General features: G+C 69.3%; 17 protein-coding genes. 12 read left to right on the top strand and 5 right to left on the bottom strand.

The annotated features are described in order from the left end of the window. Positions 1–3: 3 nt before the first annotated feature. The 7 genes from FBY28_RS05770 to FBY28_RS05740 all read left to right on the top strand — a co-directional run bounded on the left by FBY28_RS05770 (position 4) and on the right by FBY28_RS05740 (position 7,772). Positions 4–2,010, top strand: coding sequence for an acetyl-CoA carboxylase biotin carboxylase subunit (locus FBY28_RS05770; RefSeq protein ID WP_141865049.1), 2,007 nt, complete (start codon positions 4–6; stop codon positions 2,008–2,010). Next, entirely contained in the window at positions 2,007–3,167 is a 1,161-nt protein-coding gene (locus FBY28_RS05765; protein WP_141865047.1) for an acyl-CoA dehydrogenase family protein, read from the top strand. Before FBY28_RS05770 ends, FBY28_RS05765 begins: the two co-directional genes overlap by 4 nt. Next, positions 3,164–3,664, top strand: coding sequence for a MaoC family dehydratase (locus FBY28_RS05760; RefSeq protein WP_141865045.1), 501 nt, complete (start codon positions 3,164–3,166; stop codon positions 3,662–3,664). Before FBY28_RS05765 ends, FBY28_RS05760 begins: the two co-directional genes overlap by 4 nt. Continuing rightward, on the top strand, positions 3,661–4,473 hold the full coding sequence (locus FBY28_RS05755; protein WP_141865043.1) for an HpcH/HpaI aldolase/citrate lyase family protein: 813 nt from the start codon (positions 3,661–3,663) through the stop codon (positions 4,471–4,473). Before FBY28_RS05760 ends, FBY28_RS05755 begins: the two co-directional genes overlap by 4 nt. Positions 4,474–4,568: 95 nt before the next feature. Beyond that, a complete protein-coding gene (gene pdhA / locus FBY28_RS05750) occupies positions 4,569–5,636 on the top strand; it encodes a pyruvate dehydrogenase (acetyl-transferring) E1 component subunit alpha (protein WP_141865040.1) in 1,068 nt (355 codons plus the stop codon). A 1-nt stretch (position 5,637) separates the two neighbouring features. After that, entirely contained in the window at positions 5,638–6,669 is a 1,032-nt protein-coding gene (locus tag FBY28_RS05745; protein WP_141865038.1) for an alpha-ketoacid dehydrogenase subunit beta, read from the top strand. Beyond that, a complete protein-coding gene (locus FBY28_RS05740) occupies positions 6,666–7,772 on the top strand; it encodes a dihydrolipoamide acetyltransferase family protein (protein ID WP_141865035.1) in 1,107 nt (368 codons plus the stop codon). Before FBY28_RS05745 ends, FBY28_RS05740 begins: the two co-directional genes overlap by 4 nt. On the opposite strand, the gene FBY28_RS05735 is transcribed toward FBY28_RS05740, so the two are convergent. Beyond that, positions 7,769–8,521: an enoyl-CoA hydratase gene (locus FBY28_RS05735; RefSeq protein ID WP_141865033.1), complete on the bottom strand. Its 753-nt coding sequence runs from the start codon at positions 8,519–8,521 to the stop codon at positions 7,769–7,771. The two genes, FBY28_RS05740 and FBY28_RS05735, sit on opposite strands and share 4 nt — an antisense overlap. 10 nt (positions 8,522–8,531) lie before the next feature. Beyond that, entirely contained in the window at positions 8,532–8,876 is a 345-nt protein-coding gene (locus tag FBY28_RS05730; RefSeq protein WP_141865032.1) for a hypothetical protein, read from the bottom strand. Between the two features lie 155 nt (positions 8,877–9,031). On the opposite strand from FBY28_RS05730, the gene FBY28_RS05725 reads away from it, so the two are divergent. From FBY28_RS05725 to FBY28_RS25845, 5 genes are all read left to right on the top strand, one after another. Continuing rightward, a complete protein-coding gene (locus tag FBY28_RS05725) occupies positions 9,032–9,262 on the top strand; it encodes a hypothetical protein (RefSeq protein WP_141865030.1) in 231 nt (76 codons plus the stop codon). Between the two features lie 45 nt (positions 9,263–9,307). Further along, positions 9,308–10,003 (top strand): hypothetical protein, encoded by a 696-nt coding sequence (locus FBY28_RS25855; RefSeq protein ID WP_174241500.1) that lies wholly within the window; start codon positions 9,308–9,310, stop codon positions 10,001–10,003. Between the two features lie 378 nt (positions 10,004–10,381). Continuing rightward, the gene (locus FBY28_RS05715; protein ID WP_141865028.1) at positions 10,382–10,768 is read left to right on the top strand and encodes a hypothetical protein; all 387 of its coding nucleotides are present in this window, start codon (positions 10,382–10,384) and stop codon (positions 10,766–10,768) included. 48 nt (positions 10,769–10,816) lie between these two features. Next, positions 10,817–11,356, top strand: a complete 540-nt coding sequence (locus tag FBY28_RS25850) for a hypothetical protein (RefSeq protein WP_174241499.1) — start codon at positions 10,817–10,819, stop codon at positions 11,354–11,356. Next, entirely contained in the window at positions 11,353–11,853 is a 501-nt protein-coding gene (locus FBY28_RS25845; RefSeq protein ID WP_019512136.1) for a hypothetical protein, read from the top strand. Before FBY28_RS25850 ends, FBY28_RS25845 begins: the two co-directional genes overlap by 4 nt. Positions 11,854–11,857: 4 nt before the next feature. Here FBY28_RS25845 and FBY28_RS05705 read toward each other — a convergent pair whose 3' ends face one another. Genes FBY28_RS05705 through FBY28_RS05695 form a run of 3 tightly spaced genes read right to left on the bottom strand, consistent with a single transcriptional unit; the run spans position 11,858 to position 14,994 of the window. Then, positions 11,858–12,460 carry a class I SAM-dependent methyltransferase gene (locus tag FBY28_RS05705; protein WP_216847516.1) on the bottom strand — a complete coding sequence of 201 codons (603 nt, stop codon included), beginning with the start codon at positions 12,458–12,460 and terminating at the stop codon, positions 11,858–11,860. Positions 12,461–12,465: 5 nt separating this feature from the next. Next, entirely contained in the window at positions 12,466–12,759 is a 294-nt protein-coding gene (locus tag FBY28_RS05700) for a putative quinol monooxygenase (protein ID WP_141865022.1), read from the bottom strand. Positions 12,760–12,792: 33 nt separating this feature from the next. Beyond that, positions 12,793–14,994 carry a SpoIIE family protein phosphatase gene (locus FBY28_RS05695; protein WP_286178486.1) on the bottom strand — a complete coding sequence of 734 codons (2,202 nt, stop codon included), beginning with the start codon at positions 14,992–14,994 and terminating at the stop codon, positions 12,793–12,795. Positions 14,995–15,183: the final 189 nt, after the last annotated feature.

The raw sequence follows: 15,183 nt of genomic DNA, 5'->3' as shown, positions 1-15,183 counted from the left end.
CAGATGGTTACCGAACTCTTCCACACTGTGTTGGTCGCCAACCGCGGGGAGATAGCCGTCCGCGTCATCCGGTCGCTGCGCGCGCTGGGCATCCGGTCGGTCGCGGTCTACAGCGACGCCGACGCCGGTGCCCGCCACGTCCGCGAGGCCGATACGGGCGTGCGCATCGGTCCGGCCGCGGCCCGGCAGAGCTATCTGAACATCGACGCCATCGTCGATGCCGCTCGGCGCACCGGTGCACAAGCCGTGCACCCCGGATACGGGTTCCTGGCCGAGAACGCAGATTTCGCGGCCGCCCTGCACGCCGCGGGCATCGTGTTCATCGGCCCACCGGTGCGCGCGATCAAGACGATGGGCGACAAGATCGCGGCCAAGGCGGCGGTCTCGGAGTTCGACGTCCCGGTGGTGCCCGGCATCTCGCGGCCCGGGCTGACCGACGATGAGCTGATCGCCGGCGCACCCGACGTCGGTTTTCCGGTCCTGGTCAAACCGTCCGCGGGCGGTGGCGGCAAGGGCATGCGGGTGGTCCACGATGCCACCGAACTACCGGCGGCCCTGGTCTCGGCGCGGCGCGAAGCGGCCTCGGCATTCGGCGACGACACGCTGTTCCTGGAACGGTTCGTGTTGAATCCCCGGCACATCGAGGTCCAGGTGCTGGCCGACAACCACGGCAACGTGATCCACCTCGGCGAGCGGGAATGTAGCCTGCAGCGCCGGCACCAGAAGGTCATCGAGGAGGCCCCGTCGCCACTGTTGGATGCGGCCACCCGGGCCCGGATCGGCGAAGCGGCATGTAACACCGCACGCAGCGTCGACTACACCGGTGCGGGCACAGTGGAATTCATCGTCTCGGCCGACCGTCCCGACGAGTTCTTCTTCATGGAGATGAACACCCGCCTGCAGGTGGAGCATCCGGTGACCGAGATGGTCACCGGCGTCGACCTGGTCGAACAGCAGATCCGTATCGCGGCCGGCGACCCGCTGCAGTTCACGCAGACCGATATCACACTCACCGGGCACGCCATCGAGGCGAGGGTGTACGCCGAGGATCCCGGCAGCGGATTCCTGCCGACCGGCGGCACGGTGCTCGACGTCGTCGAACCCGTTGGTGGCCGGGGGATCGGCACGACGCGGGTCGATTCGGGGATCTACGCCGGAACGGTGGTGGGCAGCGATTACGATCCGATGCTGGCCAAGGTGATCGCCCACGGCCCGGACCGCGATGCGGCTCTGCGTGGTCTGGACCGTGCGCTATCCGACACCGCGGTCCTCGGCGTCACCACCAACATCGACTTCCTGCGCTTCCTGCTCGCCGATCCCGATGTGCGGTCGGGCCGCCTCGACACCGGACTGCTGGACCGGCGGTTGCCGGATTACGTTGCCCCGCACGCCGATGACGCAGACTTGATCGCGGCCGCGGCGTTCCGTTGGTTGCAGGGCTGGCAGAACCGCAGCGATGATCCGTGGTCGGCGCCCTCGGGCTGGCGCACCGGAGCCCACGCCCCGACCGTGGCGCGGGTGGCTTCGGGGGAGCGCGTCGAGCACGTCCGCCTGACCGGTGTACCCGAATCGGCCACGGCCACCGTCGAACACGGGCAGAGCTATCGCATCGGCGCCGCCCTGTCCGGCCGGGAGCTCAGCATCGTGGTCGACGGGTTGCGCACCGAGTTCGTCGTCGCCGCCGACGGCGCCGATATCTGGCTGGCGGGCCCGGACCGTACCATCCTGGTGCGTGAGGTGCGAGAGTCCTCGGCGCGCGCCGACGACGCGCATGCCGGCGATGCCGAATTGCTCAGCCCCATGCCGGGATCGGTGGTCGCCGTTGGAGTCGACAGCGGCGCCGACGTGTCCGCCGGGGAGGTCGTCGTCACCGTCGAGGCGATGAAGATGGAACACGCGCTCAAGGCACCCGTCGACGGTATTGCCGAGCTACTCGTCGCCGTCGGCGACCAGGTCAAGGTCGGGCAGCCCCTTGCCCGCATCACCGCAAGCAAGGAGTCCCAACGATGACCGATTACCTGTCCACCGGCACGCTGCCCGACGATTACGCGCAGCTGGCCAAGACCGTCCGCGACTTCGCGCAGAGCGTCGTGGCACCGGTGGCGGCCACACATGATGCCGAGCACAGCTTCCCGTACGAGGTCGTCGACGGCATGGCCGAGATGGGACTCTTCGGGCTCCCATTCCCCGAAGAGTACGGCGGCATGGGCGGCGACTACTTCGCCCTGTGCCTGGCGCTGGAGGAACTCGGCAAGGTCGACCAGAGCGTGGCCATCACCCTGGAAGCCGGTGTCTCCCTCGGCGCCATGCCGGTCTACCGATTCGGCAACGAGACGCAGAAGCAACAGTGGCTGCCACTGCTGGCCAGCGGAAAAGCACTGGGGGCCTTCGGACTCACCGAGGCCGGTGGCGGTAGCGACGCCGGTGCCACCAAGACCACCGCCAAAGAGGATGGTTCGGACTGGGTCATCAACGGCTCCAAGCAGTTCATCACCAACTCCGGCACCGATATCACCAAGCTCGTCACCGTCACGGCCGTGACGGGTGAAACCGAGGGCAAGAAGGAGATCTCGGCGATCCTGGTGCCGGTCCCGACGGCGGGGTTCACCGCCGAGCCGGCCTACAACAAGGTCGGCTGGAACGCCTCGGACACCCATCCGCTGAGCTTCGATGACGTGCGGGTGCCGCGGGAGAATCTGCTCGGCGCACGCGGCCGCGGATATGCCAACTTCCTGAGCATCCTCGACGAAGGCCGCATCGCGATCGCCGCGCTGTCGGTCGGCGCCGCCCAGGGCTGCGTGGACGAGTGCGTGAAATACGCCAAGGAACGCGAGGCGTTCGGTGCGGCCATCGGCAGCTACCAGGCCATCGCCTTCAAGATCGCCAGGATGGAGGCGCGCGCCCACGTCGCGCGCACCGCGTATTACGACGCCGCCGCGCTGATGCTGGCGGGCAAACCCTTCAAGAAGGCGGCGTCGGTGGCCAAGCTGGTGTCCAGCGAGGCGGCCATGGACAACGCCCGTGACGCCACCCAGATCTTCGGCGGCTACGGGTTCATGAACGAGTACTCGGTGGCCCGCCACTACCGGGACTCCAAGATCCTCGAGATCGGCGAAGGCACAACCGAAGTGCAGCTGATGCTCATCGCGCGGGGGCTGGGCCTGTGACGGCGGACGGGGAACCCCGCAAGGTCGTCGAGCAGCGCGGGCTGTGGTTCGAGGAGTTCCAGACCGGCGTGCTGTACCTGCACCGGCCCGGCCGCACCATCACCGAGGCCGACAACGTCCTGTTCACCACCTTGACGATGAACACCCAGGCGCTGCACCTGGACGCTGCGTTCGCCGATGCGCAGCCGCCGTTCAACCAGCGACTGGTCAACTCCATGTTCACGTTGTCGACCCTGGTCGGCCTCTCGGTGGCGCAGCTGACCCAGGGCACCATCGTCGGCAACCTCGGATTCTCCGAGATCGCTTTCCCGAAGCCGCTTTTCCACGGTGACACCCTGTACGCCGAGTCCGAGGTCGTCGACAAGCGGGAGTCCAAGAGCCGCCCCGGTGAAGGGATCGTCACCTTCGCCCACGTCGGCCGCAACCAGCACGGTGACATCGTCGCCACCGCATCGCGAAAGACCATGGTGCGCAAGAGGCCTCAGGAGGACCGGTGAACTTCGCGAACAAGGGTCCGGCATGGATCTTCTGTCCGGCGGATCGTCCCGAACGTTTCGCCAAGGCGGCCGCCGCCGCCGATATCGTCATCCTCGACCTTGAGGACGGTGCCGGTGACAAGCCCGCCGCCCGCGATGCGATCGTCGACACCCCGCTGGATCCGGCCCGCACTGTCATCCGGATCAATCCGCACGGCACCGAGGACCAGCGGCTGGACCTGGAGGCGCTGGCGCGCACCGGCTACACCACCGTCATGCTGCCCAAATGTGAGGCGCCCGAACAGGTGACGGCCCTGGCACCGCTGCAGGTGGTCCTGATCGTCGAGACCCCGTTGGGCGCGCTGACGGTGACCGAAACCGCCGCGGCGGCCAACACCATCGGCGTCATGTGGGGTGCGGAGGACCTGTTCGGTGCCCTCGGCGGCACCACCAACCGCGTCGCGGACGGGTCTTATCGGGACGTCGCCACGCATGTCCGGTCCCAGTCGTTGCTGGCGGCCAAGGCCCACGGCAAGCTGGCGCTGGACTCGGTGTACATCGACATCAAGGATCTGGACGGATTGCGCCGCGAGACCGACGACGCCGTCGCCGTCGGCTTCGACATCAAGGTGGCACTGCACCCGACGCAGGTGAGCGTGATCCGGGATGGCTACGCGCCCACCGGGGAGCAGGTGCAGTGGGCGCGACACGTCCTGGCCGCCGCGGCAAACCACCGGGGCGCATTCGCCTTCGAGGGCATAATGGTGGATGCCCCGGTACTGCGGCGGGCCGAGCGGATCGTCCAGCTTGCGCCCCACCCCGGTAGCTAGCCGGCGCCCCTGACCAGGGGGTCGCACGACCGCCTCTGTGCCGAGCACCTCGAGGAAACGGCGGCCGAACATGCCGCCACCCTGAAGGAGGCGGTATGGCTGTCATTTCTGCACCCCTACAACTGGTCGGTGCCGATGGCGCCCCGACCGCCGAGACGCGGTATCGACGCGATCTCCCACCGGAAACACTGAGCTGGCTCTATGAGCTGATGGTGCTGACCCGCGAACTCGACACCGAGTTCGTGAACCTGCAGCGCCAGGGTGAGCTCGCGCTCTACGCGTCCTGCCGCGGGCAGGAGGCGGCGCAGATCGGTGCGGCGGCAAGCCTGCGCAAGACCGATTGGCTGTTCCCGCAGTACCGCGAGCTCGGCGCCTTCCTCACCCGCGGTATCTCACCCCCACAGATGGGTGCGGTGTGGCGAGGATCTTGGCACGGCGGCCTGTCGTTCACCGAGAGATGTTGCGCGCCGATCTGCATTCAGATCGGCACCCACGGATTGCACGCCGTCGGTGCGGCGATGGCCGCCCAACGCCTCGACGAGGACTCGGTGACGGTGGCGTTCATGGGGGACGGCGCCACCTCCGAGGGGGACGCGCACGAAGCGCTGAACCTGGCCGCGGTGTTCGCTGCTCCGGTGCTGTTCTTCATCCAGAACAACCAGTTCGCCATCTCGACGCCCGAGCACCGCCAGCATGCGGCGACCTCGCTGGCCGATCGCGCCGCCGGATACGGCATGCCGGCGGTGCGCGTCGACGGTAACGACGTGCTGGCCTGCTTTGCCGTCATGTCCGAGGCCGCCCAGCGTGCCCGCGATGGTGGTGGCCCGACGTTCATCGAGGCACTCACCTACCGGATGGGGCCGCACACCACCTCCGATGACCCCAGCCGCTACCGCGACGACGCGGACGTCCAGGACTGGGCGGCCCGCGACCCGATCGCCCGGTACACCGCGTACCTGCGAGCGACCGGAGTGCTGACCGACCGACTCGCCGAGCGGGTTGCCGGCAGGGCGGCGCGGCTGCGCACGGACCTGCGGGAGGCGCTGGTCGGCGCGCCCGATCCCGATATCGCCGAGGTGTTCGACACCGTCTACCACGACATCACCCCGGAGTTGGCCCGCCAACGCGAGGAGTTGCTCATCGAGCTGGGGAAGGAGTCCTGAGATGACCCAGATCATCGAACGACCGCCGATGGGTGACTTCGGCGAACCCCGGCCGTCGTTGTTGACCATGACCCTGGCACAGGCCGTCAATCAGGGACTGCACGACGCGATGGCCGCCGACGAGCGGGTCCTGGTGTTCGGCGAGGATGTCGCCCGGCTCGGTGGCGTGTTCCGGGTGACCGATGGATTGGCCGAAACATACGGCGAACGGCGGTGTTTCGACACGCCGCTGGCCGAGTCGGCGATCATCGGTATCGCGATAGGGATGGCGATCCGTGGTTTCGTCCCGGTGCCGGAAATCCAGTTCGACGGGTTCTCCGCCCCGGCCTTCGACCAAATGGTCAGTCACCTCGCCAAATATCGGATGCGCACCCACGGTGACGTCGACATGCCGGTGACCGTGCGCATCCCGTCCTTCGGCGGAATAGGCGCGGTCGAGCATCATTCGGAGTCCACCGAGACCTATTGGTTGCACACCGCCGGTTTGAAGGTGGTGGTCCCCTCGACGCCGTCGGATGCGTATTGGCTACTGCGGCAATCGATCAGTTGCCCGGACCCGGTCGTCTACCTGGAGCCGAAACGGCGGTACTGGACCAGGGGAATCGTCGACACCGAGTCGGCCGAGCTGCCCTTCGGGCGTGCGGCCATCCGGCGTCCAGGTGAACACGTCACGGTGCTCACCTATGGGGGCCTGGTGGATGTCGCCCTCAACGCCGCCGAGTCGGCGGCGGATCGAGGTGTCGGCGTCGAGGTCATGGACCTGCGGACGCTGAACCCGTTGGACTTCGACACCATCGCCGATTCGGTGCGGCGCACCGGCCGGTGCGTGGTCATGCACGAGGGGCCGCGCACGCTGGGCTTCGGTGCCGAACTGGCGGCTCGCATCTCCGAGGAGCTGTTCTACGACCTGGAGGCTCCTGTGTTGCGGGCCACCGGATTCGACACGCCGTACCCACCGGCGCGGCTGGAAAAGCTGTGGTTACCAGGGGTGGATCGGCTGCTGGACTGCGTCGAGAAGGTGATGGCGCAATGAGCACCCGGGAGTTCCGGGTGCCCGACCTCGGGGAAGGGTTGGAGGAAGCCACCATCACCGGCTGGTCGGTGGCGGTGGGCGACACCGTCGAACTCAACCAGGTGCTGTGCACGTTGGAGACCAACAAGGCCGAGGTCGAGATCCCGAGCCCGCACGCCGGCCGGATAGTCGAACTCGGCGGGGCCGTGGGGGAGACGCTTGCCGTCGGTGCCGTCCTGGTGCGAATAGGTGTCGCCGAGAATTCCGGATCCGGTCCGGTGCTGGTGGGCTACGGCGCCGATGATCGAATGGACACGTCCCGTCGTGCCCGCGCCAAGCCGTCGGTCCGAAAGTTGGCTCGCGAGAATGGTGTCGAGCTGCCCTCGCTGACGCCGACCGGCCCCGACGGCATCGTCACCCGTGATGACGTGCTGGCCGCTTCGGCGCCCCCGGACATGGTGCCGCTTTCCGGCGTGCAGGTCGAGATGGCGAAGCGGATGACACTGTCGCGGAGCAAGATTCCCGATGCTCATGCCGCTGTGGTGGTCGATGGGACGGCGCTACAGGGGCTCTCGCGCCGGCTCGGTGTCACGCCGTTCGCGCTGACGCTGCGACTGTTGACGTCGGTGTTGACCCGACATCCGCTCCTGAACGCGACATGGGTGGACACCACCGACGGTCCGCGCATCCACCGGCATTCGTCGGTGCACCTCGGCGTCGGTGTGGCCACGCCGCGCGGACTGCTCGTTCCCGTGGTCACCGACGCGCAGCAGCGCACCACCCGCGCGCTCGCCGCCGAGGTGGCACGCATCATCGACGGAGCGCGCGGCGGGACATTGCGTCCGGCCGAGCTGATGGGGTCGACGTTCACCGTGTCGAATTTCGGTGCGCTCGGCCTGGATTCGGGTGTACCGGTGATCAACTATCCCGAGGCTGCAATCTTGGGGATGGGCTCGCTGAAGCCACGTGCGGTGGTCGTCGACGGCGCGGTGGTTGCGCGCGCGACGATGGAGTTGAGCTGCGCGTTCGACCACCGGATCATCGACGGCGCGCAGGCCGCGGCGTTCCTGACCGATCTGCGTGAGTTGGTGGAGGCACCGGAGCTGGCGCTGGCCGACCTCTAACGTCGCTTGGCCGCGGACAACCGACTCTGGAACTCCGGGGACTCGATGGAGCGCGCTTGCGGGGTTATCTCGATGTCGACGGCGATGGCGTGCTGTTCGCTGTCCACGACACCGGGATTGGCGGTCGCCCGCATCGAGGCCTTGGTCGCCATCACCACCTCGCGCGGTGCACCGGCCGGACCGGCAGCCAGTTCGCGCGCAGCGGCCACCGGGTCGTCGGCGATGTCGAGCGCCAGCCCGTACCGCACCGCCTCCTGTGCGTCGAAACGCTTGCCGAACAGCAACGCGGCCCGGGCGACCTGGGGTCCTACGCCGCGCTGCAGCATCCAGGTGGCGCCGCCGCCGGGATGGATGCCCAGTTTCTGAAACCGGGGATCGAACAAAGCCGCCGGGCCCGCGATGCGGACGTCCGCGGCGAGTGCCAGGTTCAGGCCCGCCCCGACGGCGGCGCCGTTGACCGCGGCGATGGTCGGCAGGGAGCAATCGGCCACGGCCAGGAAGCCGTCATAGATGACGCGCAGTCCGTCCTCGGCCGCCTCACCGAGCGCGGTCAGGTCGGCTCCTGCGCAGAAGGCCTTGCCTGCCCCGGTGACGATGACCGCGTGCACGTTGGAGTCGGCCTCCGCGGCCTCGACCGCGGCGCGCAGGCCTGCAGAGATCTCGGCGGTGACAGCGTTGCGCCGATCGGGATCGTTGACGGTGATGGTCGCGACGCGATCGGCGATGTCGACGAGGACGAGGTCGGTCATGCGGCCAAGGCTACGGATCGGGACACCCGGGCCGGCGTGCAGGTGGTGTCGGCGTTTCGTCGGTTATCTGGGATTTCGCTGCTGTTCTGTCACGGGCCCGGATCTCCTTTGCATCGGAACGGTAACCGTCCCGTTTGGCGCGCCGGTGAGTTTCATGGATGTCATTTACCTTCTTCCCTGACTGCGACGTCAATTTGAAAACGCTTGGGGATGACATGGTGAGTAGGTCAAATCGTTTGGCTGTCAGCATTTTTGCTGCGGCGGCTTTGTGCACGCCGCCGCTGTTGTTGATAGCGACGGCCGATGCGCAACCTGCGTTGCAGTCGAGCGCCGGCGGCGTTCCGTGTGTCGGCATGGTGCAGAACCTCGCCGCGTCGCCGCCTGATCTCGGCCAGTCGTTGCAGGGCATCGCCGCGCCGTTCACCGGCGGCGGCGCCGCGCCGGTTGTCGTGCCCCCGGCGACCGCGGCCGGTGCTTTCCCGGCGGCGGGTGTGACCGGAGGTGGAACCGGTGGAGCCGGCGCGGCCGGTGGTGGCGGTGCGGCTGGTGGCGGTGCTGGTGGAGCCGGTGGTGGTGCGGGCGGAGCTGGTGGAGCTGGCGCGGCCGGTGGTGGCGGCGCGGCCGGTGGCGGCGCGGGCGGTGCCGGTGGTGCGGGTGGTGCCGGCGGAGCCGGAGCCGGTGGCGGCGGTGGAGCGGGTGCCGGTGGCGCCGGTGCTCCCGTCGCAGCAGGCGCTCCGTTGATCGACGCCGCGGGAGCAGGTGCTCCGTTGGCGGGCGGAGTTCCGGGTGCCGGCGGCGCACCGGGCGCGGCGATCGTCGATGCCGCTGGTGCGGCGCCCGGAGGCGGGGGAGCCCCCGTTGGCGCTCCACTTGCCGACGCCGCGGCCGCGGTCGGTGGCGGCGGAGCCCCTGGTGCGGGCGGAGCAGGCGGGGGTGCCCCCGGTGGTGTTCCCGGTGGGGCCGCAATTCATCCGGCCGCCGGTGTGGCGGCTCCGGCAGGCGCCCCCGCGGGTGAGCTGGTCGATGCTGCCGCGGTGGCCCCGCCACCCGCGATCGAGGTGCCGGTCCCTGCCGCTGCGGTGGTCGACGGTGCGGCAGCCGCACCTGCGGCCGCCGCCGCGCCGGTGGTCGGCGGCGGCGAAGGTGCTGCCCCCGCGGCAGCAATCGGTGGTGCTGACGCCGGTGGTGCCGGTGGCGGCGCTGGCGGTGGTGCGGCTGGTGGTGGCGGTGGCGCGGCCGGCGGCGGTGCAGCTGGCGGTGGCGCGGCCGGCGGTGGTGCTGGCGGTGGCGCGGCCGGCGGTGGTGCTGGCGGTGGCGCTGCAGCTGGCGGTGGCGCGGCCGGTGGTGGTGCTGGCGGTGGTGCGGCTGGTGGTGGCGGTGGCGCGGCCGGCGGCGGTGCAGCTGGCGGTGGCGCCACCGGTGGTGGTGTCGGCGGCGCAGGAGCCGTCCCCGCTGCCGGAGTCGTCGAGGGCGGTGGGGTGACCGGTGCGCCGGTTGAACTCGCCGCCGCGGTTCCGCCGGTCGAGGTGGCGGTCCCGCCGGTCGAGGTGGCGTTGCCCCCGGCTGAGGTCTCGGTGCCGCCTGTCGAGGTGCACGCACCCCCTGTCGAAGTTGCTGCCCCGCCGGTCGAGGTGCATGCCCCGCCGGTGCAGGTGTCGGGCCCACCCGCGGAGATCTCGTCTCCCCCGGTGGAACTGTCGGTGCCCATCGATGTCGACATTCCGAGCGTCAGCGTTCCGGGTATCGGCGTTCCCGGCGTCGCAGGGGGCGGTGCCCCGGGTGCGGTGGTCGGCGGCGCTCCGGGCGCCGCTGTCGGAGGCGCACCCGCTGCGGTGATCGCTGACGCAGGCGCGGCGGCCGGTGGCGGATCCGGAGCGGCTCTGCAGGCTGCCGGTGGTACCGGCGGCGCAAGCGCGGCCGGTGGTGGCGCAGGTGGTGCGGGCGCAGCTGGTGGCGGTGCGGGCGCAGCTGGTGGCGGTGCGGGCGCCGGTGGCGCCGGTGCCCCGGCGGCTGCAGTCGGTGGCGCTCCGGCCGGTGGTGTTGCTGGTGGCGGTGCCCCGGCCGGTGGTGGTGCTGGTGGCGGTGCCCCGGTGGGTGGTGGCGCCCCGGTGGGTGGTGGCGCCCCGGTGGGTGGTGGCGCCCCGGTGGGTGGCGGTGCTCCCGTGGGTGGTGGTGCCCCCGTCGGGGGCGGAGCGCCCGCAGCGCTTGGCGCACCGCTTGCCGACGCGGCAGGTGGCGCCCCCCTGATGGATAGTGCGGGTGTCGGACCGCTATTGGCCAGCACAGGACTCAACGGTGAAGGTCCCGCGGCGGCGCTCGTCGATGCCGCGGGCGCGGCAGGTGCGCCCGGTGCCGGTCTGCCCGGCGCAGGTGGAGCCCCTGGTGTCGGTGGATTGCCCGGCGCGGCCCTCGACGATGCCGCTGCGCGTGCAGCCGGTGCGCCGATCGGCGCACCGATCGAGGATGCGGCGGCCGTCGCGATCCCCGGTGCCGGTGGTGCCGGTGGCGGTGGTGCTGCCGGCGGTGCGGGTGGTGCCGGTGGCGGTGGTGGTGCCGCAGGTGGTGGTGCCGGTGGCGCGGGTGCGGGCGGTGCCGGTGGCGGTGGTGCTGCCGGCGGTGCCGGTGGCGGTGGTGCTGCGGGTGGTGCCGGTGGAGCAGGCGCCGGTGGTGCCGGCGGCGCAGGAGCTGGCGGCGGTGGTGCTGCGGGTGGTGCCGGCGGAGCAGGAGCTGGTGGCGGTGGTGCTGCGGGTGGTGGTGCCGGTGGCGGCGCGGCTGGTGGTGCCGCGGGTGGCGCGGGCGGCGCAGGAGCGGGCGGTGCGGGTGCGGGTGGCGTGAACGCCGCCGCTGTCGGCCCCCTGATGGCCAGCACGGGCGGGCTCGGAGCCGTGCAGGCAGTGACCGCGCCCGCGGTGGCTGCAGTCCAGGCGGCTGCCCCGGCCGGTGCGGTCGGGGTCGGCGCACCCGCCGCGGCAGCAGGCGGTGGAACCGCGTTCGCCGGTATTCCGGGCGCGATCCTCCCGGCGGCCGGCGCCGCGTCCGGTCTCCCGGGCATGGTGATGGCCCCGCTGGCCGGTGTCACGGGCGTGTTGGCCGAAATGCTTCCGCAACCCTCGCTGGCCGCCCCGTCTGGCGTCGGTGGGCTGACCGGAATGCTTCCCACCCCGCAGCTGAACATGCCGGGTATCTCCGGGTTGGGCGTCCCGGTGCCGTCGCAGGTGTCGATGCCCACCGACCTGGTGTGTGAGGGAGTCGGCGGCTGGTCCCTGTCGACGCCGGGCACCGGCAGCGTCATGCCGGACGCCACTGCGGGTATTCGGTCCGACGACTGGTGACCCGTCAGTCGGGCAGCGTCCAGCGCAGTAGGTACCGGTAGTACAGGGCTCGGCGGATCGTCACGCCCGGCAGGACGTCGCTGGCCACGCGTCGAATCTCGGAAAGAGATTCGCGCGGGTCGGCGATGACCACGCCGATATCGGGATGTTCCCGATGCCAACGTGATCCGAGGCGCACCGCGGGAAGACACAGGGCCGAGATCAGCCAGTCACCGACCGAGGTGTTGGCGCTCAGGCCGACGACGGCGATGGTCCCTTCCGGAGCCAACAGACCGCGGGCTCTCTGCAGCGTCGTGCGCAGATCCATGTGATGCAGGCTGGCGACGAACGTGATCAGGTCGAAACGATCTCCGCCGGAATCGAAATCGTCGAATGAGCAGTTCTGCACCGAGACCCTCGTCTCGGTTCCGATCCGGTCATGGGCCCGCGTAATCGCCGCCGGGTCCGGATCCAGCGCCGTCACCGCTCGTGACACCGTGGCAAGGCGCTGCGCCAGCAGGCCATCGCCGCACCCCACATCGAGTGCATGACCGTCTCGACGGGTGAGTGTGAGCAGCCACGGATGGTAAGCCGTGTTGTGATTCCAGTAGCCATCCGTTGCGGCCATCGGCATCACACGTCGGACGTGACGTACCGCGTCTTAATCGGTGGCGCGCTCAACAGTGGCGGCAGCTCGGCGAGCTTGCCGGTGCCTGCGCGAAACGCTCGGTAGGCCTCGTCGTGTTCGACCGACTCCCATACTTCGCTGATCACCCAATGTGTTTCGTCGTCCTCGTCGATCAGGACTTCGGTGCTGATGTTGCCGGCGAACGCTCGGGTGTCTTGGAGCGCGCGCCCCATTACCGCGCGGGCACGTGTGACGGCACCCGGCTGGAAACGGAGTTCGAGGAACACGGTCACTGGCATTGCAATCTCCTCAAGGTGTGTCGGTACGGTCGTTCACCGGCGGCCCAGGATGATGACGGTGACGTCGTCATCGGTGTCGTTGGGCGTCATCGCTTCCGACACCGTCGGCGCACGTCGATCCCGGGACGCCGCGAGCTGGGTCGCCAAGCGCTGCAGACCTTCGTCTATCGATGCGGTCCGCCGTTCCACCAATCCGTCCGAGAACATCACCATGTACTGGCCGGGCTCTAGGACGAACTCGCTGGTGACATAGCTCGCGCCCCGGACGCCGATCGGCGGCGATAGTTTGATCGGCGCCGCGGTGGGCGCGTCGTCGACCGACCCGGTGATGAACGGCATGAGATGACCGGCTGAGGACGCCTCCACATGGCCGGTGCGGGTATCGATCCGGGCGACGATGACGGTGGCGAACGTGCGGGGCATCAGGTGGACGCTGAACGAGTTCAGATCACTGATAGCTGTTCCAGGCGCGGCGCCGGCGAAAAGATTGGCCCGCAGTACATTTCGCAACTGAGCCATGGTTCCCGCCGCAGCCAGGCCATGGCCGGCCACATCACCGAGCAGGACGACCAGCCGGCCATCGCGGAGTTCGAACGCGTCGTACCAGTCGCCGCCGACTCGTCCGCCGGCCGCCGGACGGTAGTCGGCGGACAATTCCCAGCCCTCGACGGTCGGGATGGATTCCGGTAGCAAGCTGTGTTGCAGCACCTCGGCCACTCGAAGCGCACTGCGGGTCCGGCGATAGAGCTCTTCGACCAGGTTGGCGCGTAACCCTTCGGCCGACTCCAGCTGGATGGGCGCCCAAGGCTCACTGCACTTGTCGACCACCTCCCGCCAACGATCGAATGATTTGCGCGGGCTGAGCCGGATCTGGTCACCCTCCTGTACAGCGATCGCCTTGTTGTGCGGGTCGCCACCCCAGTCCACCGAGCGGACGGCCTCGTCGCGGAACCAGATGACGTACTGGTCCTCCGGCAGATTCAGCGCGAGCGCCCCGGCTGCGACCTGAGGATCGACCGGCACCGCAGGCACATCACGTGAAAGACATTCGGTGACCGCGATCTCCTCACCGGTGTTCCGGGCCCACGCCGCGATGGCCGCGACCTGCTCGCTCGCCGGCGGCGAACCCAGTGCTGCGTACTCGCCACCGACGTTGACCACGACCCCGGTGGAGGGCAGCAGGTCGAGCACGCTGGGAGTGCCCAGAAGGGTGGTGGTCAGCGGTTCCGCGTCGTTGTGCGTGGCCACCGTCAGATGGCTCAGCAGCGATTGCGCGGCGAGCTGTTCGCGTAACTGGTCTTCCTCGAACCGGTCGACCATGCGCAGGGACAATGTCGAACCGAGGAACTCGGCGGCGGCGCGCGCACCGTAGGGCGGCAGGTGCGGCCCGGCATAGTGATGACAGGCGATCAGACCCCACAGGCGCCCGTGTCGCAACAGCGAGATCGACATCGACGCTCGCACGCCCATGTTCTTCAAGTACTCGATGTGTATGGGGGAGACGCTGCGCAGGGTGGCGTGGGTCAGATCCACCGGCGTCCCAGTGTCCGGGTCCGTCGGCGGCACCAACGGCGCCGGCGCGTAGTCGACATCGGAGATCAGGCGCAGCCAACTCTTCTCATACATCGCGCGTGCCTGGGCGGGTATGTCGCTGGCCGGATAGTGAAGTCCGAGAAAGGAATTGATATCGTCACGTTTGTTCTCGGCGACGACCTCACCGTTGTAGTCCCGGTCGTACCGGTACACCATGACGCGGTCGAATCCGGTCAGCTCGCGGACCGCCTTCGCCGCGGTGTCGTAGAGGGCCCCGAGCCCGTCGGCGCGATTCAGTTCCTCTACCGAGTTGCGTACGGCCTGGTAGGTGTTGGGGAACGAGAAGGGGCGCTCGCCGTAGGCCATCTCGATCTCGATGAGCAGGATGCCGCCGGGTTCGCGATGCAACAGCGCGTCGAACGGCCGGGTGAGTCCGCGGACCTCCACGGTCAGCTCCAGGGGGTTGCGCTGACGCAGGTCCCCGAAAGTGGCGGCGGCCTGTCTGATCAGATTGGCCTGATCGATGCCGATGAGGGCCGACAGATCCTTGTCGAGCACTTCGTCGACGGAACGTCCCAGCAGGTCGTCGACGTTCGCGCTGATCTGGCGGATCTCGAAACCGGGTTCGCGGACCACCGCGAGTACACCGCGCGGTTGGACACTACCGGGAATGTGGATGGGCTCGCGCGCACAATTGTCCAGGTCGATGACGGTGCCGGGCGGCAGGAGGCCCTCGACGGCGACGTCATCATCATTCTGACGCGAAATGGGTGGACCTCCCCGTTCTCTCCCCGACTACCTCTCCCCGACTACGGTGCACAGCGTGCCAGGTCGGCGAATTGCCGTCCGCCCGGGTGCCGCGACACGATCGGGACCGAATCTTTACGTTAG

This window comes from Arthrobacter sp. SLBN-53 (assembly GCF_006715585.1).
GTDB classification, from domain to species: domain Bacteria; phylum Actinomycetota; class Actinomycetes; order Mycobacteriales; family Mycobacteriaceae; genus Mycobacterium; species Mycobacterium neoaurum_A.
Note: the sequence above shows the minus strand (reverse complement) of the source record. Positions and strands in the feature narration are given on the sequence as shown.